Origin of the sequence: Roseinatronobacter sp., from assembly GCF_051859525.1 — a bacterium.
Taxonomy (GTDB): Bacteria; Pseudomonadota; Alphaproteobacteria; order Rhodobacterales; family Rhodobacteraceae; genus Roseinatronobacter.
Genome location: NZ_JBHYFM010000029.1, coordinates 1 through 20,946, shown reverse-complemented (window position 1 = coordinate 20,946; position 20,946 = coordinate 1). Strand labels below are relative to the sequence as shown.

20 protein-coding genes are annotated in these 20,946 nt (G+C 61.1%); 14 read left to right on the top strand and 6 right to left on the bottom strand.

The window, feature by feature from the left end; all coding sequences use genetic code 11:
• Positions 1–80: 80 nt before the first annotated feature.
• Entirely contained in the window at positions 81–746 is a 666-nt protein-coding gene (locus ACTIE1_RS15095) for a rhomboid family intramembrane serine protease (protein WP_439560678.1), read from the top strand.
• On the opposite strand, the gene murJ is transcribed toward ACTIE1_RS15095, so the two are convergent.
• Genes murJ through ACTIE1_RS15075 form a run of 4 tightly spaced genes read right to left on the bottom strand, consistent with a single transcriptional unit; the run spans position 720 to position 6,539 of the window.
• The gene (murJ, locus tag ACTIE1_RS15090) at positions 720–2,291 is read right to left on the bottom strand and encodes a murein biosynthesis integral membrane protein MurJ (protein WP_439560679.1); all 1,572 of its coding nucleotides are present in this window, start codon (positions 2,289–2,291) and stop codon (positions 720–722) included. The genes ACTIE1_RS15095 and murJ overlap by 27 nt on opposite strands.
• On the bottom strand, positions 2,291–2,533 hold the full coding sequence (locus ACTIE1_RS15085; RefSeq protein WP_439560680.1) for a YdeI/OmpD-associated family protein: 243 nt from the start codon (positions 2,531–2,533) through the stop codon (positions 2,291–2,293). The genes murJ and ACTIE1_RS15085 overlap by 1 nt, the downstream gene beginning before the upstream one ends.
• Positions 2,533–5,319 carry a [protein-PII] uridylyltransferase gene (locus ACTIE1_RS15080; protein WP_439563471.1) on the bottom strand — a complete coding sequence of 929 codons (2,787 nt, stop codon included), beginning with the start codon at positions 5,317–5,319 and terminating at the stop codon, positions 2,533–2,535. The genes ACTIE1_RS15085 and ACTIE1_RS15080 overlap by 1 nt, the downstream gene beginning before the upstream one ends.
• 32 nt (positions 5,320–5,351) lie before the next feature.
• Complete coding sequence (locus ACTIE1_RS15075; protein WP_439560682.1) at positions 5,352–6,539, bottom strand: penicillin-binding protein activator; 1,188 nt, start codon at positions 6,537–6,539, stop codon at positions 5,352–5,354.
• 121 nt (positions 6,540–6,660) lie between these two features.
• Between ACTIE1_RS15075 and rsmI the strand changes: the two genes are divergently transcribed.
• The 4 genes from rsmI to ACTIE1_RS15055 all read left to right on the top strand — a co-directional run bounded on the left by rsmI (position 6,661) and on the right by ACTIE1_RS15055 (position 9,924).
• Complete coding sequence (rsmI, locus tag ACTIE1_RS15070) at positions 6,661–7,614, top strand: 16S rRNA (cytidine(1402)-2'-O)-methyltransferase (protein WP_439560683.1); 954 nt, start codon at positions 6,661–6,663, stop codon at positions 7,612–7,614.
• Entirely contained in the window at positions 7,614–7,967 is a 354-nt protein-coding gene (locus tag ACTIE1_RS15065; RefSeq protein ID WP_439561177.1) for a YraN family protein, read from the top strand. Before rsmI ends, ACTIE1_RS15065 begins: the two co-directional genes overlap by 1 nt.
• 98 nt (positions 7,968–8,065) lie before the next feature.
• Positions 8,066–9,010 carry a glutathione synthase gene (gene gshB / locus ACTIE1_RS15060; protein WP_439560684.1) on the top strand — a complete coding sequence of 315 codons (945 nt, stop codon included), beginning with the start codon at positions 8,066–8,068 and terminating at the stop codon, positions 9,008–9,010.
• Complete coding sequence (locus ACTIE1_RS15055) at positions 9,007–9,924, top strand: alpha/beta hydrolase (RefSeq protein WP_439560685.1); 918 nt, start codon at positions 9,007–9,009, stop codon at positions 9,922–9,924. Before gshB ends, ACTIE1_RS15055 begins: the two co-directional genes overlap by 4 nt.
• Here ACTIE1_RS15055 and ACTIE1_RS15050 read toward each other — a convergent pair.
• Positions 9,881–11,404: a YifB family Mg chelatase-like AAA ATPase gene (locus ACTIE1_RS15050; RefSeq protein WP_439560686.1), complete on the bottom strand. Its 1,524-nt coding sequence runs from the start codon at positions 11,402–11,404 to the stop codon at positions 9,881–9,883. The two genes, ACTIE1_RS15055 and ACTIE1_RS15050, sit on opposite strands and share 44 nt — an antisense overlap.
• Before the next feature lie 153 nt (positions 11,405–11,557).
• Between ACTIE1_RS15050 and ACTIE1_RS15045 the strand changes: the two genes are divergently transcribed.
• The 5 genes from ACTIE1_RS15045 to ACTIE1_RS15025 all read left to right on the top strand — a co-directional run bounded on the left by ACTIE1_RS15045 (position 11,558) and on the right by ACTIE1_RS15025 (position 16,056).
• A complete protein-coding gene (locus ACTIE1_RS15045; protein WP_439560687.1) occupies positions 11,558–12,436 on the top strand; it encodes an RNA polymerase factor sigma-32 in 879 nt (292 codons plus the stop codon).
• Positions 12,433–13,230, top strand: coding sequence for a ChaN family lipoprotein (locus ACTIE1_RS15040; RefSeq protein WP_439563470.1), 798 nt, complete (start codon positions 12,433–12,435; stop codon positions 13,228–13,230). The genes ACTIE1_RS15045 and ACTIE1_RS15040 overlap by 4 nt, the downstream gene beginning before the upstream one ends.
• Before the next feature lie 74 nt (positions 13,231–13,304).
• Positions 13,305–14,495, top strand: coding sequence for a bifunctional phosphopantothenoylcysteine decarboxylase/phosphopantothenate--cysteine ligase CoaBC (gene coaBC, locus ACTIE1_RS15035; protein ID WP_439560689.1), 1,191 nt, complete (start codon positions 13,305–13,307; stop codon positions 14,493–14,495).
• On the top strand, positions 14,492–14,959 hold the full coding sequence (dut, locus tag ACTIE1_RS15030; RefSeq protein ID WP_439560690.1) for a dUTP diphosphatase: 468 nt from the start codon (positions 14,492–14,494) through the stop codon (positions 14,957–14,959). The genes coaBC and dut overlap by 4 nt, the downstream gene beginning before the upstream one ends.
• A 23-nt stretch (positions 14,960–14,982) precedes the next feature.
• Complete coding sequence (locus tag ACTIE1_RS15025) at positions 14,983–16,056, top strand: HesA/MoeB/ThiF family protein (protein WP_439560691.1); 1,074 nt, start codon at positions 14,983–14,985, stop codon at positions 16,054–16,056.
• Here the strand turns inward: ACTIE1_RS15025 and ACTIE1_RS15020 are convergent.
• Complete coding sequence (locus tag ACTIE1_RS15020; RefSeq protein WP_439563469.1) at positions 16,031–17,989, bottom strand: bifunctional 2',3'-cyclic-nucleotide 2'-phosphodiesterase/3'-nucleotidase; 1,959 nt, start codon at positions 17,987–17,989, stop codon at positions 16,031–16,033. The genes ACTIE1_RS15025 and ACTIE1_RS15020 overlap by 26 nt on opposite strands.
• 209 nt (positions 17,990–18,198) lie before the next feature.
• On the opposite strand from ACTIE1_RS15020, the gene nudC reads away from it, so the two are divergent.
• The 4 genes from nudC (at position 18,199) to ACTIE1_RS15000 (ending at position 20,756) form a co-directional block, all read left to right on the top strand.
• Entirely contained in the window at positions 18,199–19,161 is a 963-nt protein-coding gene (nudC, locus tag ACTIE1_RS15015; protein ID WP_439560693.1) for an NAD(+) diphosphatase, read from the top strand.
• Positions 19,162–19,389: 228 nt separating this feature from the next.
• Entirely contained in the window at positions 19,390–20,058 is a 669-nt protein-coding gene (gene pgsA / locus ACTIE1_RS15010; protein WP_439561178.1) for a CDP-diacylglycerol--glycerol-3-phosphate 3-phosphatidyltransferase, read from the top strand.
• Complete coding sequence (moaD, locus tag ACTIE1_RS15005) at positions 20,055–20,306, top strand: molybdopterin converting factor subunit 1 (protein ID WP_439560694.1); 252 nt, start codon at positions 20,055–20,057, stop codon at positions 20,304–20,306. The genes pgsA and moaD overlap by 4 nt, the downstream gene beginning before the upstream one ends.
• A 6-nt stretch (positions 20,307–20,312) precedes the next feature.
• Positions 20,313–20,756, top strand: a complete 444-nt coding sequence (locus tag ACTIE1_RS15000) for a molybdenum cofactor biosynthesis protein MoaE (RefSeq protein WP_439560695.1) — start codon at positions 20,313–20,315, stop codon at positions 20,754–20,756.
• The last annotated feature ends 190 nt before the right edge of the window (positions 20,757–20,946 follow it).

The following is a 20,946-nucleotide window of genomic DNA, read 5'->3' as shown; positions in this document are numbered from 1 at the left end:
TGGAAAAGTTGCTGCGCTTGGATTAGCCTTCGCCTTGGCGAAGGTCAACCAAGGCCCTGAACATCAAGGCGCTGCAGAACATGAACACCCCCCCTGCCCCGATCCTGTCGCCATTGCCATGGGGTGTGTGGGTGCTGGTGCTTGCCGTGGCAAGTGTGGAAATGGTGCTTTGGGCGGGCGCGCATGGGCTGGTCAATGCCGCTGGCGCGGCGGGCTGGCGCGCGCAGGCGCTGGCATGGGCAGGCGTCAACCCCGCACTGCAAGGCTGGATGATCGACAGCACGCAGGCACCCGCGCGCCATCTGCTGCGCTATCTTGTGTTCGGCTTCGTGCATATGGGGCCGGTTCAGGCGCTGCTGGTGGTGGTGATTACCGCCGCATTGGGAAAATTCTGCGCCCAGAGGCTGGGATCTGCGCGCCTGTTGCTGATCCTTGCGCTGGCGCAGGCGGCGGGGGGGGCTGCGTTTGGCATGGTGGGCGATGCGGGCGCGTGGCTGGTCGGGGGCTACCCGATGATATTCGCGCTGGCGGGGGGCTATGCCGCGCTTGTGTGCGACACCGCGCCCGACCGGCGCGCAGTGATGCTGGCGCTGGCCTTGCCGCTGGTTTTGCTGGCAACGCGGCTGTTGCTGGCCGCCATCATGGGCGGCATGGACTGGACCGCGGATGTGGTGGCCTGCGCTGCCGGTTTTGCGCTGACACGCGCGCTGCGCCCCGGCTTATTGATCCGGTTGCGCAGACGCTGACCCGCGCGAGCGCCGCAAGGAGGCGCGCAATTCCCGCAGGTTGAACGCGCCGATCACCTGCCCGAACGCGAAATACGCCCCGCTTCCCCCCAGCACCATGGCCAGCAGCGCCAGATAGCGCACACCGGACTGATCCAGCCATGGCGCAAGCGCCAGATGCAACCCGTGCAGCACCCCCCCCATCACCACCGAGGCCAGCACGATACGCCACATCCGCGCCTTCATCTGCGCATCAAGCTGCGCGGCACGCCCCATATCGCGCGATCCGCGCCATAGCTGCCACACCATGACCCATGCCGCCAGACTGGTGGCAAGTGCGGCCGCCACAAACCCGATAAACGGCATCAGGCCAATCGCCACAAGCGCGTTCACCACCATCGACACCAGCGCATAGCGAAACGGGCGTTTGGTGTCGTGGCGGGCGTAATACAGGGGCTGTAACACCTTGTGCAGCACAAAGGCGGGCAAACCCACCGCATAGACCGCCAGCGCCAGCGCCGTGGCCTGCGTATCGGATGCCGCCCATGCGCCGCGCCCGAACAGCACAGCAACAATGGGCGTCGCAATCACCACCAGCGCCACCGCCGATGGCAGCGTCAGAAACAACGAAAACTCCAGCCCGCGGTTGAAACTGTGCTGGCCCGCCCCCTCATCGCCCGCGCGCAGACGGCGGGACAATTCCGGCAGCAACACCACCCCCACCGCAATGCCCACAACCCCCAGTGGCAGTTGATACAGACGGTCGGCATAGGACAGCCACGATACGGCATTCTCGGTGAAGCTGGCCACCTGCCGACCCACAATCAGGTTGATCTGCACAACCCCCCCCGCCAGCACGGCAGGCGCTGCAATTATGGCAAGGCGCTTCAGTTCTGGCGTCAGGCGCGGCCTGCGAAACCGCATCTGGAAACCCGCGCGCCGCACCGCAACCCAAAGCGCAAGAAGCTGCACCACGCCCGCCACAGGCACCGCCCATGACAACGCCAGCCCCATGGGCCACCCCGCGCGATCAGCCAGCAACATGGCCCCCACGAAGACCACATTCAACAACACCGGCGCGGCGGCGGCCGCTGTAAACCGCCCGACCGCGTTCAGCATGCCCGACAACAGCGCCACCAGCGAGATGAAGAAAATATAGGGAAATGCCACGCGCCCGAACAAAACCGCCATGTCGAAACGGTCATCCTGCGCAAAACCTGCGGCCATGGCCCAGACCAGAAACGGCATGGCAATGACGGCCAGTGTGGAGAATATCAGCAACAGCGCGGCCATGCCCCAGAACGCATCGCGCGCGAAACCCTCGGCATCTTCGCCCGCTTCGTGTTTTTTGGCGAACATCGGAACAAAAGCGAAATTGAACGCCCCTTCGGCAAAAAAACGGCGGAACATGTTGGGCAGCGAAAACGCCACGAAGAACGCATCCGTCACCGGCCCCGCCCCCAGATAGGCCGCCATCATCACATCGCGTGCAAACCCGAACACGCGGCTTAACAATGTCCACAACCCCACAGTCAGGAAACCCGCCACCAGACGAATACGCGCCATCAGTCCTGCTTTCTTGTGCCGCGCGGGTGCCACGGCATGCCCATATATCCATGCCCTGCGCGCAATTCGGCCAGCATGGCCGCCAACCGTCTGGCCCGCGTTTCAGGGCGTTTTGCGCCATTGATCCAGATCAGCCAGTCATTGCGCTGATAAGGTGGCCGCGCGCCATAGGCATCACAAAGCCCCGACATTTGCAATGCATCTGCAACATCCTGCGGCATGGCCACGCGCGGCCGTGCCATTACCCCGCCGCCCGTTCGACACCCGCCGCGATTGCGGCGCGCAGTTTGCGTTCCAGCGCTTCCTGACGGGATTTTGTGTGCAGTTTCAACCCGAACATATCCTTGACATAGAAGGTATCGACCACCTGCACCCCGAATGTTGCGATCACGGCGCTGGCAATGGTGATATTCGCATCCGCCAAGCAGCGCGTCAGGTCATGCAGCAGGCCGGGGCGGTCGCGCGTGTCCACCTCGATAATGGTATATATTTCCGACCCTTCATTGTCGAAACTGATATGCGTGGGCACCTGAAACGCGCGGTCGCGCTTCTTGACCTTGTCGCGTCCGGCCAGTTCGCGCGCGGCCACCACTTCGCCCGCGAAGGTGCGTTCGATCATCTTGCGCAGTCGCGGCAGGCGCTCGACCTCATAGGGGTGGCCCTCGGCATCCTGTATCCAGAACGCCGCCGTGGCATAGCCGTCCTTGGTGGTATATGTGCGCGCATCGACGATATTCGCCCCCACCAGCGCCAGTGCCCCCGCAAAGCGCGAGAAGATACCGGGATGGTCGGACAACACAAAACACGCGCGCGTGGCATCGCGTTCGGGTTCGGGATGCAGGTCAATGCTGATGGAATCGGCCTTGATATCGCGCAACATACGGGCAAACACCATATGCGTGGCGGTTGGCAAGCCCTGCCAATACGGGTCGTAATGCCGCCCCACTTCCTGACGCAATTCCGCGCGCGGCCAGTCGTCCAGTGCGGCGCGAAGCGCGCGCTTCGCCTCGTCCGAGCGGTTCTCGCGGTTCAACTCCTCCAGCCCGTTTTCCAGCGCATTGGCGGTTTCACGGTAAAGCTGGCGCAGCAACATCGCCTTCCAGTTGTTCCACGTCCCCGGCCCCACGCCGCGAATATCGCACACGGTCAGCACGGTCAGCAGGTCCAGCCGTTCGCGGGTTTTCACCAGCTTGGCAAAATCGCGCACGGTCCGCGGGTCCGAGATATCGCGCTTCTGCGCGGTGTCCGCCATCAGCAGGTGATACCGCACCAGCCATTCCACTGTTTCGCATTCCGCCTTTTTCAGGCCCAGACGCGGGGCCACCTTGCGGGCAATCTGCGCGCCAAGGACCGAATGGTCCTCTGGCCGGCCCTTGCCGATGTCATGCAACAGCAAGGCCACATAAATGACCTTGCGGTTCACCCCTTCTTGCAGGATTCGCGACGCGACAGGCAATTCCTCGACCAGCTCGCCACGTTCGATCTGCGCCAGCGTGCTGACGACCTGTATCGTATGCTCGTCCACCGTGTAGTGATGATAGACGTTGAACTGCATCATGGCCACGATGGCCTCGAACTCCGGCAGGAACGCGCCCAGAACGCCCAACTCGTTCATCCGGCGCAAGGCGCGTTCGGGGTTGCCGTGTTTCAGCATAAGGCGCATGAAAATTTTCTGCGCTTCGGGATCGTCACGGGTTTCCGCGCCGATCAGGTGCAGATTGGCCGCCAGCAAACGCATGGCATTGGGGTGCAGCAAATGGCCCGTGACCAGCGCTTCTTCAAATATACGCAGCAGGTTCAGCGGATCGGCAAGAAAGCTGTCGGGATCTTCGACATCCAGCCGGTTTTGCACCACGCGCAGCCCGTAGCGCATTTTCTTGCGCCGGTTCAGGAGGTTCCGCAAAATGGGTTCGCGCTTGACATGCCGCGCTTCAAGCTCGGTCAGGAAAATGCGTGTCAATTCCCCCACGCGGGTCGCATGGCGGAAGTAGTCCTGCATGAAATGCTCGACCCCGCGCCGCCCCCCATGATCGTCATAGCCCATCAATTCGGCGACGCCGACCTGCAAATCAAATGTCAGTTGTTCAACCGGTCGCCCCGACAAATGGTGCATGTGACACCGCACCGCCCACAAGAATGTTTCTGCCGCCCGAAACGAGTCGTATTCTTCCGGCCGGAAAAACCCCAGCGCGACAAGTTCCTGCGCCTGATCGACTTCGTGGATGTATTTTGCAATCCAGTACAGCGTTTGCAGATCACGCAGACCGCCCTTGCCTTCCTTGACATTGGGTTCCAGCATATACCGCATATTGCCGATTTTGGCGTGACGGTCCGCGCGTTCAGCCAGTTTGGCCTCGATGAAATCGGCATGGGTGCGGGCAAACAGTTCCGACCACAGCCGCGTGCGCAAGGTCTGCGCAAGCTTTTCATTACCAAACAGATACCTGTGTTCCAGCAGTGCTGTGCGGATGGTCACATCATCCTTGCCAAGGCGCAGGCATTCATCGACCGTGCGGCTGGCATGCCCGACCTTCAGCCGCAAATCCCACAGGATATACAAGGTGGATTCGATGACCTGCTCAACCCAGCCTGTCACCTTCCACGGTACCAGAAACAACAGGTCAATGTCGGAATGCGGGGCCATTTCCGCGCGGCCATAGCCGCCGACCGCAAGGATCGCGATGCGCTCCCCCTCGGACGGGTTGGGATTGGGGTGCAGGCGTTCCTGAACCAGCCGCAGCACAAGCGTCATGATCTGGTCGGTCAGCCACGAATTCACCGATACGAAATCACGCGCATCGCGGGGGTGCTGCTCGAACATATGTTGAAGTTGCGCGGCACTGTCACGCAAGGCAGGCCTGATCTGCGCGACAATCACCGCGCGCAGATCACGCTTGTCAGCCCCCTGTTGCGCGGCAAGGGCAGCCTCGATCCGCTGCTCCAGCGCGGCAATGTCCAAGACCTGCGCGGTCGGGAACAGGCGCGCGCCTTCCTCGGTCAGGATGGGCAAGGAAACCGGTTGGTCCAAGGTCGCGTGTCCTTCGGTGCCCTGTGCCCTGCTCAGAACCCACCCCCGACGAAGCTGCGCGGCGCGGGGCTGATGATGACGGTGCGCTGGTCACGCACCTCGCCTATGGCAAGCCCGCGTTCGTTCATGCCATCAGGGCGCAGACGGAACACACCGCTGACACCGACGAAGCCCTGCCCCTGCGTCAGGCGCGACGCACTCAGCGCGTCGGAACCGCCCTGCCGCAACAGCGCACCAACAGCCGCGATACCATCATAGGCAAGGCTGGCAACGGGGTGTGGCGCGTCGCCATAGGCTGCGGCATAGCGCGATTCAAAACGGCTGCTGAGCGATGGGTCCGGAAGGGCGAACCACCCCCCCTGAATACCGCTAAGCTGTAGCGTCGCGGGCGGAATGTCCCAGCGCGTCATGCCCATATACTGGAATTGCTGGCGTGACAGACCGTTTTGCGGCAGCAATTCCGCCAGAATGGGCAGCGCCCCTTCGGACCCCGCGGTCAGAATAACAGTTTGCGCCCCCGACGACCGCGCCGAGGAGGAGATGCGCGGCAGCGCGTCAACAACGCCCTGCTGCGAAAACGCATAGGATTGTGTTGCCACCAGTTCGGCACCTGTCCGCGCAGCCGCCGCGCGCACCGCAGCTTCGGCAACCTGACCTGATTCGTTCTGCTCGGAAATCAGCATGACGCGGCCCTTGCCCTGTTCGGCCGCATAAGACATCAGCCGCGTGGCCGTGTTTTCAAATGTCGGGCCAAGCAGGAACACATTCCGACCGGCCGCCGCCGGATTATTCGAGAAACTTAGCACATTGACGCCGGATGACGCGACAGTGCGCCCGACAGCGGTAGCCGAATCGGCAAAAAGCGGGCCGACGATGATACCGGCACCGTCATTGACAGCCTGCGCCGCCACCTGCGCCGCGCGGTCCGCGTTGCCACCTGTCTGGTAAACGCGCAAATCAAGCTGCACACCTTGCAGGTCGGCCACGGCCAGTCGGGCCGCATTTTCAAGACTTTGTGCCAGCACCTGCCGACCCTGATCATTCGACCCGCCCGGCACCAGCAGCGCCACCGTCACAGGGCGGCGCGTATCGACAGAAGGCCCGCCCGCCATGGGACCGGCGGGCATGTCACAGGCCACAAGAACCACCGCAAGGGCAGCGGCCAGAAAACCACGCCGCGGGCCAGACCAGCCTTTTGTCCCTGAAATAAGGTTTCGCATCCTGCACCACTCCCGCTTGTATCGACTTTGCTTGTGCCACACACTAAGCAAGTGAGCGTGCGAAGTAAACGACCCGACAGCAACATCCCGCTTATGCCATTCAAGGATGAAATACCCGTTAATGCCCAGCCCCGACACTGACGCCGCCGACGACACCCCGCAGGACCTGCCGGACAACGCACCATCCGACGAGGGGCGCACCGGCAGCGTGCATGACGCGCGCGCAGCGCGTGCGATTCCCCCCGGTCTGCACCTGATCGCCACCCCCATCGGGGCTGCGCGCGACATCACACTGCATGCGCTGGACCTGCTGGCCGGGGCCGACATTCTGGCAGCCGAAGACACAAGATCGCTGCGCAAGCTTATGGAAATTCACGGTATTTCATCCAGAAACAGGCCCGTCTGGGCCTATCACGACCATAATGGCGCCGCGATGCGCCCGCGCATCCTTGCGGCGCTGGACGCGGGCAAATCGGTTGTTTATGCGTCCGAAGCGGGCACCCCGCTTGTGGCCGATCCCGGTTTTCAGCTGGCACGCACCATCATTGCCAACGGCCACCCCCTGCACAGCGCACCCGGCCCTTCTGCGGTGCTGGCGGCATTGACCCTTGCGGGATTGCCAAGCGACAGGTTCTGTTTTCTGGGCTTCGCACCGGCACAGGGCGGCGCGCGCAGGCAGGTCCTGACCGAGGCCGCAAAAATTCCCGCGACGCTGGTATTTTATGAATCGCCCAAGCGCATTCACCGGTTCTTAACTGAACTATGCGACATCATGGGACCTGACCGTCAGGCGGCGCTGTGCCGCGAAATGACAAAAAAACATCAGGAGGTGTTGCGCATGACCTTGGGGGACATGGTCGCGGAACTGTCAGACCGGACGTTGAAGGGGGAAATCGCGCTGGTCATTGATCGCGGTGCCGCGGTCACGGCAAATGCCGATGATCTGGACCAGGCCCTGGACAAGGCGCTTGCGACAATGACCGTTAAGGAAGCGGTTGCACATGTCACGTCCGAACTGGGTCTGCAACGCAGGGTCGTGTATCAGGCGGCATTGGCCAAGGGCAAATCCCAATGATGCGGCAGGCACGCAACTACCACGCGGGGCTTGCGGCAGAGGATTGCGTGCTGCGCGACTATCTGGGTGAAGGATATCACTTGCTGGCGCGACGCTGGCGCGGGCAGCGCGGGGAGTTGGACCTGATCCTGTCGCGCGATGCCGAAATTATCTTTGTGGAGGTCAAGAAAAGCACCTGCTTTGATACGGCAGCGGCGCGCGTAAGCACGGGCCAGATCAAGCGGCTGTTCACCACCGCCGCGCAATATCTGGGCACCTGCCCGCAAGGACAATCCACCCTGTCACGATTTGACGTCGCACTGGTCGATGCATCCGGTCAGGTCAGGCGTTTGGAAAACGCCTTATGCCCGTGAGGCAGGACATCTGCCGCGCATAGCTTGCATCAAGGCGCGCCTTGGGCCATCTATGGCGACGAAAGGCCGGATGGCCGAAATTGCAACAGGGGGATGGCGTGGCTTTACGCGTGGCGTTTCAAATGGACCCGATCGAGGCTGTCGATATTGCGGCCGACAGCACATTCCGTATTGCGCTGGAAGCGCAGATCCGCGGACATGAACTGTTTTATTACACACCGGACAAACTTGTCTTTCGTGAAGGGCGGGTTCAGGCGCTGGCGCATCCTGTGACAGTTCAGGCCGTCAAGGGCGCGCATGTCACCAAGGGGGCGGCGCATATGCTGGACCTTGCGCAGGTTGACGTGGTCTGGCTGCGCCAGGACCCGCCGTTTGACATGGGCTATATCACCACGACGCATTTGCTGGACATGATCCACCCGACCACGCTGGTGGTCAATGACCCGTTCTGGGTCCGGAACTATCCTGAAAAACTGCTGGTGCTGCAATTCCCCGACCTGACCCCGCCGACCTTGATCGCGCGGGATCTGGCCACCATTCGTGATTTCAAGGCCACCCATGGCGATGTCATCCTGAAGCCGCTTTATGGAAATGGCGGGGCGGGTGTCTTCCGGCTGGACCCGAATGATCGCAATCTTGCGTCCTTGCATGAATTGTTCACAGGTATCAGCCGCGAGCCGCTGATCGTGCAGAAATACCTGCCCGCCGTGACCAAGGGGGACAAGCGCATCATTCTGGTGGACGGGAGTCCCATCGGGGCAATTAACCGTGTCCCCGCCGACGGAGAGACGCGATCGAACATGCATGTGGGCGGACGCCCCGAGAAGGTTGCCCTGACCGCGCGTGACCGCGAAATCTGTGCCGCTATCGGGCCGCTATTGCGCGAAAAAGGGCAGATTTTTGTGGGGATTGACGTGATTGGCGATTACCTGACCGAAATCAACGTCACCTCCCCCACAGGGTTGCAGGAACTGGAGCGGTTTGACGGCACGAATGGTGCCGCGCTGATCTGGCAAGCGATCGAGGAGAAGCGCGCCGGATGAGTTGGCAACTCAAGGCGTTGCGCGTATTCCTGCGGCAGGCCGCGCGCCGGTCGCTGGGGCGGCAACCCGACAGTGTTGCCGCACGGCGCTGGTTTGAACGGGGCGCTTGGCTGAATGCACGCGGGCGGCCTTGGGCCAGTTTTACACCCGACCGGTTGGAATCCGTGCCTGCCCTGTGGACCGCGCAACCCGACCCCGCCGAACCGGTTGTGCTGTATTTTCATGGCGGCGGTTATGTGATGGGAAGTGCACGCACCCATGCGGCGCTTGCGGCTTACCTGACCCGCCGGACGGGGTTCCAAACCTGCCTGCCAGAATACAGGCTTGCGCCCGAACACCCGTTCCCTGCCGCATTCGAGGATGCGGTGAACGCGTGGACCAGCCTTGTTGCGCGCGGCCATGACCCTACGCGCATTGTTCTTGGGGGCGATTCCGCGGGGGGTGGTCTGGCGCTGGCGCTGCTGGCGCATCTATGTGCATCCGGTTCCCCGCGCCCTGCATGCGTCTTCGCATTCTCGCCTTTTACGGATCTGACCTTGTCGGGCGGATCAATCCGCAGCAACGCGGCAAGCGAAATCCTGTTGCCCGTGCACCGGCTGGAACAGCTGCGCGCGCGGGTGTTGCAAGGCGCGGCCGCAAATGATCCGCGCATCTCGCCGTTGTTTGGCACATTCAAGGACGCGCCGCCGGTGCTGATACAGGTGGCGCGCAGTGAAATCCTGCTGGACGATTCGCGCAGAATGGCTGCGCATATGCGCGGCTTCGGCACAGATGTCACCTTGCAGGAATGGGGCAACCTGCCCCATGTCTGGCAATATTTTCACGGCTGGCTACCAGAGTCGCGCAAGGCGCTGGGCGATTGCGCAGCCTTCATCCGGCAACAGTTTCCGCAGCCCCCGTCAAACGATAGCTGATCGCCTCGGCCATGTGGGGGGCGCGCACGGTTTCTGTCCCTTCAAGGTCGGCAATGGTGCGGGCAACCCGCAACAGGCGGTGATAGGCGCGCGCGGTCAACCCGAACCTGTCTGCCGCCCGCATCAACAGCGCCTGCCCCTGCGCATCGGGGCGGGCAATCTGTTCCAGAAGCGCGCCTTCGGCATCCGCATTCACGCGGACCCCCGTGTAGCCTGCAAACCGGGCCGCCTGTTTCGCGCGGGCCTGTGCAACGCGCGCCGCGACAATCGCCGAACTGTCACCGGATGGTGGCAGATCAAGATCGGAATAGGCAACAGGCGGCACCTCGACGCGCAGGTCGAAACGGTCCAGCAGCGGTCCTGAAATGCGGCCCATATAGTCATCCCCGCAGACCGGAGCGCGCGCGCAAGCCCGCGCAGGTTCGGACAGATACCCGCATTTGCAGGGGTTGGCCGCAGCGATCAGCAGAAACCGGCACGGATAGCGGATATGCGCATTCGCACGCGCCACCACCACCTCGCCGGTTTCTATGGGCTGGCGCAGCGTTTCCAGAACCGTGCGCGGAAATTCCGGCAATTCGTCCAGAAACAGAACACCATTATGCGCAAGCGAGATTTCGCCCGGCTTGGCCCCCTTGCCCCCACCCACGATTGCCGCAACAGAGGCCGTGTGATGGGGTTCGCGAAAGGGGCGCGTGCGCGAAATCCCGCCCTGTTCCAGCAGCCCCGAAATGGAATGGATCATGGACGTTTCCAATGCCTCGGCCGCGCCAAGGTCGGGCAGAATACCGGGCAAACGCGCAGCCAGCATGGATTTTCCGGACCCCGGCGTGCCCACCATCAGCATATGGTGCCGCCCCGCCGCAGCAATTTCCAATGCACGTTTCGCGCGTTCCTGCCCCTTCACATCGAACAGGTCACGCTGGCCGGTGTCGCGCGTCACTTCGCCCGGTTTCGCAGGCGTCAGGGGCGCCTGACCGGAGTAGTGGCGAATGACTTGCGCCAGTGTGGCGGGTGCGAAAACGCGGGTGGCGGCGACCCACGCGGCCTCTGCGCCGCATGCAGCCGGACAAAACAGTGTATGCCCCCCTTCTGCCGCGGTCATCGCCGCAGGCAACGCCCCCAACACCCCCACCAACGCGCCGTCAAGCGACAGTTCCCCCAAGGCAACAGTATCGGCGACATCTTCGCGCGGTATAATCTCCAGCGCGGCCAGCAGCGCCATTGCGATGGGCAAATCGAAATGCGACCCTTCCTTGGGCATGTCTGCGGGCGACAGGTTGATGGTAATCCGTTTCGACGGAAGGGCGACCGACAGCGCAGACAATGCCGCGCGCACCCTTTCGCGCGCCTCGGACACGGCCTTGTCCGGCAGGCCCACAATCTGGAAGGACGGCAATCCCGGTGACACGGCGCATTGCACCTCGACCAGACGGGCCTCGATCCCTTCAAACGCCACTGTCAATGCCCGTGCAACCATATCGACACCCGCTAGTCCCCGAAGAAATGGTTAACCACGATGTGTTGAGGATTGGTTAACAGGGGCGATGACGCATTCGTGATCCTGGAAATGAACCAGATACGGATTTGCTGCGTAACAGATGCACAGATCAAGACAAAACAGGGGAAAAACATGGCGCTGGATTACTCTGACGATCGCACAATGTCGCGCAAGGCGATGAAAGCCGAATTGCTGGACGCGGAAACGGAATTGCGACTGGCCTATGCATGGCGCGACCACCGCGACGAAGCCGCCCTTCACCGGCTTATTACGGCCTATATGCGGCTGGCGATTTCGATGGCGTCCCGTTTCCGTCGCTACGGCGCGCCCATGAATGACCTGATTCAGGAAGCGGGTCTTGGTCTTATGAAAGCCGCAGATAAATTCGACCCCGATCGCGGCGTGCGGTTTTCGACATATGCCGTCTGGTGGATCAAGGCCAGCATTCAGGATTATGTGATGCGCAACTGGTCCATGGTGCGCACAGGGTCAACGTCCAGCCAGAAGTCATTGTTTTTCAACCTTCGCAGGGTTCAGGCCAAGTTCGAGCGCGAAGCCATGTCGCGCGGTGAACGGCTGGACCCCCACCAGCTGCGTGAAATGATCTCTCGCGAGGTTGGCGTGCCGTTGCATGATGTAGAGATGATGGAAGGCCGCTTGTCGGGTTCGGATTATTCGCTGAACGCAACGCAATCCAGTGACGAGGACGGGCGCGAATGGATTGATGTTCTGGAGGATGACACAGAACAGGCAAGCGCTGGCGTTGAACTGGCCCATGATACCGAACAACTGCGCGAATGGCTGATTAACGCCATGCAAACCCTAAGCGATCGCGAAAGGTTCATCTTGCGCGAACGTAAGCTGCGCGCCGACCCGCGCACGCTGGAATCGCTGGGTCAGGAAATGGGCCTGTCAAAGGAACGTATCCGCCAGTTGGAGGCCGCTGCCTTCAAGAAAATGCGCAAAGCCCTTGAAACCCAGTCGCGCGAAGTGCTTCACTTCCTTGCATGATAAAAGTTTGCCTTGCCTTGATGATGATGGCTGCGCCTGCAACGGCGCAGCCCGTCAGCGTTGATAATCTGCGGCATTTGCCTGACGCGGATGTGTATTTCCTTGGCGAAGTGCATGACAACCCAGCCCATCACGAAAACCAGGCAGACGCGATACGCACGCTTGCGCCGACAGCCTTGGTGTTCGAAATGCTGACGCCGGATCAGGCCGAGAAAATCCCGTTGGGAACGCGCCCCGACAAGGACGACTTGCGCGCCGTTATTGACTGGGACAGCACGGGCTGGCCGGATTTCGCGATGTATTACCCGCTGTTCACTGCCGCGCCTGATGCAGCGATCTTTGGCGCGGGACTGCCCCGCGCGGCCGCGCGCGCCGCCATGGGGCAACCACTTCCGCAAGTGTTTGACGGGGACGCCGCGCGCTTTGGTCTGGACCGCCCCTTGCCGCCCGCACAACAAACCGCCCGAGAGGCATTGCAGGCAAGCGCGCATTGCGATGCGCTGCCTGCGGAACTGTTGCCAGCGATGGTGTCCATCCAGCGCCTGCGCGACGCGCTGCTGGCAAATGCCGCGCTTGACGCCATTGAACAGCACGGCAGTCCGGTTGTGGTAATTACCGGAACAGGGCATGCACGAACGGATTGGGGCGCGCCTGCAATGCTGGCCATGGCAGAACCGGACCTGCGCATCCTGTCGGTTGGGCAGTTTGAACAGCCGCAGAACGATCCCGCGCATGATGTTGTCGTGGTCACGCAACCGCATCCGCGCCCTGACCCTTGCGATGCGTTTCGATAGCTGGGGGCTTTTGCTTTCTGATCCGACCGCGTAGGACTAGAGCGATAGCTTCAAGTCCGGACGCGGAGGCCAGAATGTTAGCGGGTAAACATATCACCTTGATTATCAGCGGCGGGATCGCGGCCTATAAGGCGTTGGACCTGATACGCAAACTGCGCGGCGCGGGCGCGCGCGTTACGCCTGTTCTGACCCGCGCGGGGGCGGAATTCGTAACGCCCCTGTCTGTGGCCGCTTTGGCGGGCGAGCAGGTCTTTCAAGACCTTTTCGACCTGAAAGACGAGGCCGAGATGGGCCATATCCAGTTATCACGCGCCGCAGACCTGCTGGTCGTTGCCCCCGCCACAGCCGATATCATGGCAAAACTGGCAGGCGGGCATGCCGATGATCTGGCAACTACCCTGTTGCTGGCAACCGACAAGCCGGTGCTGCTTGCGCCCGCAATGAATGTCCGCATGTGGGAACATGCCGCGACCCAGCGCAATCTGGCACAGTTGCGCGCCGATGGCATTGCCATAACAGGCCCCGCCAGCGGTGATATGGCATGTGGTGAATACGGGCCGGGCCGCATGGCGGAGCCTGCCGAGATACTGGGCGCCATCGCGGAAATGCTTGGCCCCAAACCCCTGAAGGGCAAGCGCATTCTTGTCACATCCGGCCCCACGCATGAACCGATTGATCCGGTGCGGTATATCGCCAACCGTTCTTCCGGGGCGCAGGGCACGGCCATTGCAAGCGCCCTGCGCGATCTGGGTGCCGATGTCATATTCGTAACCGGCCCTGCCAGCGTGCCCGCCCCGTCCGGCGTGCAGTTGATCGCGGTTGAGACCGCGCGCGAAATGTTACAGGCGACACTGTCGGCCCTGCCAGTGGATGCAGCGGTTATGGCGGCGGCTGTCGCAGATTGGCGGGTTGAAAACGACTTCGCGCAGAAGATCAAGAAAACAGCGCAAGGCACTCCCGATATTATATTTTCTGAGAATCCGGACATCTTGAAAACCGTGTCCGCGCATGAATTGCGGCCTGCCCTTGTGATCGGGTTTGCGGCGGAAACCGAAAATGTGGTCGCCAATGCCACTGCCAAACGCGCCCGCAAGGGCTGCGACTGGATTGTGGCCAACGATGTCTCTGCCGCGACAGGAATCATGGGCGGGTCTGAAAATTCCGTCCATCTGGTCACCGAAACCGGCGTTGAGGACTGGCCACGCCAACCCAAAACAGCCGTCGCCCGCGAATTGGCGGCCCGTATCGCAAAGGCATTGACATGACGGTAACTGTTGCATTCCAACGCCTGCCGGACAGCGACCCCACGATCGCCCTGCCCGCCTATGCTACGGGCGGGGCCGCAGGCGCGGATATTCGCGCCAATTTCCCGCCGGATATGCGCGAGGGCGGCCTGACACTTGCGCCCATGGAACGCGCGCTTGTCCCCACGGGGCTGGCCTGCGCAATTCCAGCGGGGTTTGAGATGCAGATCCGCGCGCGTTCCGGCCTTGCGCTGAAACACGGGCTTGCGCTGGTGAATGCACCGGGCACGATTGACAGTGACTATCGCGGCCCGCTTGGGGTGATACTTGTCAATCTGGGCGCCGAAGGCTTCACCATTGAACACGGTATGCGCATTGCACAGATTGTTATTGCGCCGGTGACGCAGGCGCGATTTGCCTTGACCCCGCAGCTTGATGCAACAGGTCGTGGTTCGGGCGGGTTCGGATCAACAGGCACAGTCTGACCCGCATCATGTAAGGAACGCATATGGGAACGGTTCTGTTACTTATGGCCGCGCTTTGGGGGTTGGGCTGGGTGATGAACGCCCCCGTGCGCGCAAGGCTGCTGATGGTGGGCATGGTCTATGTTGCGGTCGTGTTGTCGCATCTTGTGCTGCCCGAAACGGCGGCTTTGCGTCTGGCAACCGGCGGGACGGTCCAGCCATGGCTGGTGTTGGGGGGCATTGCGGGCTTGGGTCTGGGCTATGTCGCCCTGCTGGCACGGTTGCGCAAGCGCGTGGTGGACAAGGCCCCGCCCCCCGCCACGGCACAGACCGGCACCTTCCGAGAGGCAGAGTTGAACCGCTATGCCCGTCATATTGTCCTACGAGAGATTGGAGGAACAGGCCAGAAGAAACTGAAGGCCGCCCGCGTTCTGGTTGTCGGTGCAGGCGGGCTGGGATCGCCCGCGCTGCTGTATCTGGCGGCATCGGGTGTTGGCACCATCGGGGTCATTGACGATGATGTCGTGGACGGGTCCAACCTGCAACGGCAGGTGATCCACCGCGATGACATGATCGGCACGCCAAAAGTCTTTTCTGCGCAGGCCGCGATGATGGCCCTGAACCCGTTCATCGAGGTGCGACCCTATAACCGCCGGTTAAGCGATGATATCGCGCAAACCCTGTTTGCCGATTATGACCTGATACTGGACGGGACCGATAATTTCGATACGCGCTATCTGGTCAACGCTGCGGCGGTGGCCAGTGGCAAACCGTTGATTGCGGCGGCGATCACACAATGGGAAGGGCAAATCAGCCTGTACCATCCCGCGAATGGCGGGCCTTGTTTTGAATGTGTTTTCCCCAACCGTCCCGCCGCGGGCCTTGCGCCTGCCTGCGCCGAGGCTGGCGTGATTTCCCCGCTGCCGGGCGTTTTGGGAACCATGATGGCGCTTGAGGCAGTAAAGCACCTGACAGGGGCCGGCCAGACATTGCAGGGGCGGTTGCTGATCCATGACGCACTTTATGCCGATAGCAGAACACTGCGCATCACCCCGCGGCCGGATTGCACATGCTGCGGCGGAAATCCGGCCCCTATAGCTGGACCCGCACCCGCATAAAGCCCTTCTTGTCCACCCCCATCAGTTCGGGGGCGAAGGCACTGATTGTGTCAATATGCTCATAGGCGGCGGGGCCTGTGCGCAGAATGGCCGTTTTGCCGGTACGGAACTGCAACCGGAACGGCCCTTGGGGATCAATCGCCAGATGGGACTGGTTGCGAACATACTCGCGCAGGATATCGCGGGTGATTGCGGGATCCTCAAACACCAGATTGCCCGCGCTGGCCCCTTCAAACCCGCCAGCGCCATGCGCACGAAAACTGTTGGTGCACAAGACAAATTCGGCATCCGGATCAACAGGCGCGCCCCTCCAGCGCAAGTTCCGGACGCGGGAATTGCGCGGATGAATGACAGTTCCATCCCCCTCAAACCGCGCCGGTTGCGTCAGGTCGAATTCATATTCAAGGCCGTAAATCACCTCGAAATTATAGGACGGATGCGCAGGGTTCAGCAGCATCTCGTCCTCCAACCCGTCATGCAACTGGTTGTAACACGATGCGCTGCGTTCCAGCCAGCAGGCAATCTGCGCGCCTGTCAGCTTCAGCGCGGCAATGCGGTTGGGGTAAGTGTAAAGATCCGCCAATGACCGCACGGTCAGCGCACCAGCGGCAACATTTGTATAGTTTCGCGGCCCGCCAAGCCCGCCCGCCTTGGACGGGGACACCGACGACAACACCGGCAGGCTGCCATGCGGACCATCCGCAAGGCGCCGCGCAACAAAGGCACGCTGCGCGTCTGCCACCAATGCGGTTGACCCGCTATGGCCAAGGAACACAAAAAAACTGTTAATCGGCGCAGAGGTCTGCCCGATCGGCTGGCGAATATTCTCCAGCACCATGTCATGGGCACGCGCGACGATCTTGCGCACTTTGGGGCTGCGCATGGGCTGGGTGCGCGGCCCCAGATCGGGGCGCGAAAAACTCATCGAGGCATCGCGCAACGCACGGTTTTCAACCTTCGATCCGATAACCCGCCAGCGCCCGCCTTCGCGCACCATGCGCAAATCAATCACACCCAGATGCGACCCGAAAAAGCCGCTCATCACAGTCGGTTTGCCGCAAATTGTGCCCTTGTCGATATCCACGCCGGGAATATCGGCAAATATACGCGACGGGAAAACCTGATGGCTGTGGCCGGTCAGCAGCAGATCCACCCCGTCGATGCGCGCAAGCGGAATTGCCGCGTTTTCCATCCCGTCCGTGTGGCGCAGCGGGCCAAGGCCGGTATGGGCCAGCATGACAACCAGATCTGCCCCCGCCTCGCGCATTTCGGGCACCCATGCGGCGGCAGACTCGACCATATCGCGCATCTGGATACGGTTATGCAGGTGCAACCGTTCCCAGACCGTAATCTGCGGCGGCGCCACACCAATAACCCCCACACAGATATCATGCGAAACACCCGCCCTGTCGACCAGCGACTGACGAAGAAGCTGGTAGGGTTTCACAAGGCAACGGTCAGCACGCGGACCATGCCCCATGGATTTCACGATATTTGCGGACACCACCGGAAATTCCGCCTGACCCAGTGATTTCATCAGGAAATCAAGGCCATAGTTGAATTCATGATTGCCCAGTGTAATGGCATCATATCGCATGGCATTCATTGCTGCCATGACAGGATGCAGATCCCCTTCCTTCAGGCCGCGATCATAGGCAAAGAAATCCCCGACAGGCGTGCCTTGCAGGAAATCGCCATTGTCGAACAGCAGGCAATTGGGCACTTCGGACCTGGCTTGATCAACCAGTTCCGACAAGCGCACAAGCCCCAGATCCGGGTTCGGGCAATCCGCATAATAATCATAGGGATGCAGGTGAACATGCAGGTCTGTCGTTTCCATGATGCGCAGATCGACCGTGCTGCTCACTTCGATTACTGGCGCAAATTGCCACCGTTCCTGACCCATATCACTCTTCTTTACGTTACGTCCCATTCCAGTTCTGACTATCCTGCCATTTGGGAAACAATACGGACGGATTTGTGATCATAATATGACATCGATCATATAACTCTTTACGCGCGACAAGAAATCTGGATCTTTTTTCGCGCAACTACAGGTTGCAATGCAGCTTGTAAATGGCTTGTTTCATCCGCGCAAACCTGCGACAGCCAGCAGGGACAATACGCAAGGAACGGGACATCATGCGCAGTGGCTTCATGGCATTTGACGGACACTGGGACAGCCGCGCCGCAGAATTGCGCAGCGATCCGGACGCACTTGCACAGTTTCTGTTGCAGGGTGCTGCGCGCATTCTGCCGGTATGGCGCGGCAAACCGCAGCTTCACGGTGATGGCCCCTCGACACGTCTTGGCTGGGTTGAACCGACCGCAACGGTGCTGGATCACGCGCACCGCCCCTTTTTGTTTCTGGGTCTGCAAGACGATATACCGCTTTTTGCCGCAGATATTTCGTCATGGGAACCTGATGCACTGGACCGCGGTGCCATGGCCATGTTTCTGGACACCACGATCCAGCATTACCCCGGCACTGCCTCGGGCCTGTTTTTCGGCGAATTGCGTCAGGCCATGGCCCATCTGCCCGCATCGGATGCGGCGCTGGCAGCGACCGCGCGCGCCATGTTCAACTGGCATCGCAGCCACGGGTTCTGTGCCGCATGCGGCCAGCCAAGCCAGCTTGCACAGGCCGGATGGGAACGTGTCTGCCCGTCCTGTGGCGCCAAGCATTTTCCGCGCACCGATCCAGTGGTCATCATGCTTGTCACACATGGCAATGATGTGTTGCTGGGCCGGTCATCGGGCTGGCCGGAGGGCATGTATTCCGCCCTTGCAGGGTTTGTCGAACCCGGTGAAACCATGGAAAACGCCGTCGCCCGCGAGGTTCTTGAAGAAACCGGAATTCGGACCAGCCACATCCGCTACCTTGCGTCGCAGCCATGGCCGTTTCCCTCATCCCTGATGATGGGCTGCATCGCACGCGCCACAACCCGCACCATAACCCTTGATGACGAGTTGGAGGACGCGCGCTGGCTGTCGCGTGAACAGCTGCTGCGCGCATGGTCCGGCGAGGACCCGAGTTTCGTTCCTGCGCGCCAGGGGTCCATCGCGCATCATCTGATCGGGCTGTGGCTGGCCGGCAGGGTTTGACTGGCTTATATGTATGGCATGCTGCACAACGCCATGTCGCAGCAGCACCCGCATATTCGGCGCAGGACAGTGACAGATGACGCAAAGAAACAGAAAACAGCCAGCGCCGCACCTGCGGGGCGGTCATTCGCCGCACCGGGGCAATTGCGCTTATTGCATTTTCCGTCCCCAGCTTTCAGGATGCCGGATATGAGCCTTGAAAACCCCCTGCCATCTGGACGCGCACGCATGCATTGGAACATTCCGAATATTCTGACTGTTCTGCGCCTGCTTGCAGCTCCGGGCGTGGCCATCATGTTTTTGTACTTTCATCGGCCTTGGGCAGACTGGTTCGCGCTTGCGCTATTCGCACTCGCCGCCATTACGGATTTCTTTGACGGCTATCTTGCCCGCGCTTGGCAACAGGAAAGCCGCATTGGCGCAATGCTGGACCCGATCGCCGACAAGGCAATGGTGGTCATCGCATTGCTGGTCATCACCGGATATTCCGGCATGGACCCCTGGCTGATCCTGCCCGCAACGGCAATCCTGTTCCGAGAGGTGTTTGTGTCCGGCCTGCGCGAGTTTCTGGGCAATTCAGCGGGGCTGCTGAAGGTGACACGGCTGGCCAAATGGAAAACAACCGCCCAGATGACTGCAATCGCGGTCCTGTTTATGGCAATGGGGCTGGAATATGTCCGCGAAAGTGCGCTGGCACGACAGAATGCCGAATTGATCGCTACCCTGTCCGATATCGGAACCGATGACATCAACGTGGTTGCCCTTGCCACCTATGGCGGCAATATGGTGTGGCAGTTTGGCCTTGCTCTGATCTGGGTGGCCGCCGTTCTGACACTGATCACGGGTTGGGACTATTTCCGAAAATCCCTGCCATTTCTGAAGGATGACACAGCATGACGCTAGACGTTCTGTATTTCGCCTGGCTGCGTGAACGCATTGGCCTGCCCCGGGAACGCATCGAGACACAGGCGCAAACTGTCAGCGCGTTGATCGACGAATTGCGCGCCCGCGAGGATCGCTACGCATTGGCCTTCTCCGATCTGGACGCAGTGCGCGTGGCCGTGGATCAGGAACTGTGCGATTTCAATTCCCCGATCAGCGGCGCACGCGAAGTTGCCTTCTTTCCGCCCATGACCGGGGGGTAACGGGCCATGCAGATTCGTGTCCAGAAGCACGCTTTCGACTATGGCGCGGAATGCGAACGCTTCGCTGCGGCGCGCCATGATATCGGCGCGGTCGTGACCTTCTGCGGAATTGTGCGCGCCCCGCAAGACAATATCCTGCACCGGATGGAAATTGAACACTACCCCGGCATGACCGAACGCGCCCTTACAGATATTGCACAAACCGCAAGCCAGCGTTGGGACTTGCAGGAGTGTCTGGTCATCCACCGCTTCGGCACGCTTGTTCCCGGTGACCGGATCATGATGGTCGCCACCGCATCGCGCCACCGCGCTGATGCATTTGCCGCTGCGGATTTCCTGATGGACTATCTGAAATCGCGCGCACCCTTCTGGAAAAAGGAATTCACCAATAACGGTGCGGAGTGGGTTGCGGCAAAGGACTCGGACGAATCCGCCCTGACGCGATGGTGATTTCATCTTGCCCGTAAATACTCTGGGGTGAATTGGGCCACAGGCCCAAAAGGGGCAAAGCCCCTGATCCCGCGGCGATCACGCAAAAAGGGCGGCAAAATGCCGCCCTTTTTTCATTAGAGCATGTCGCGTTCATTCGTATTCACGCGACATGCTCTAACTTATTTGTTTTGCATGTTCGAGAACCTCA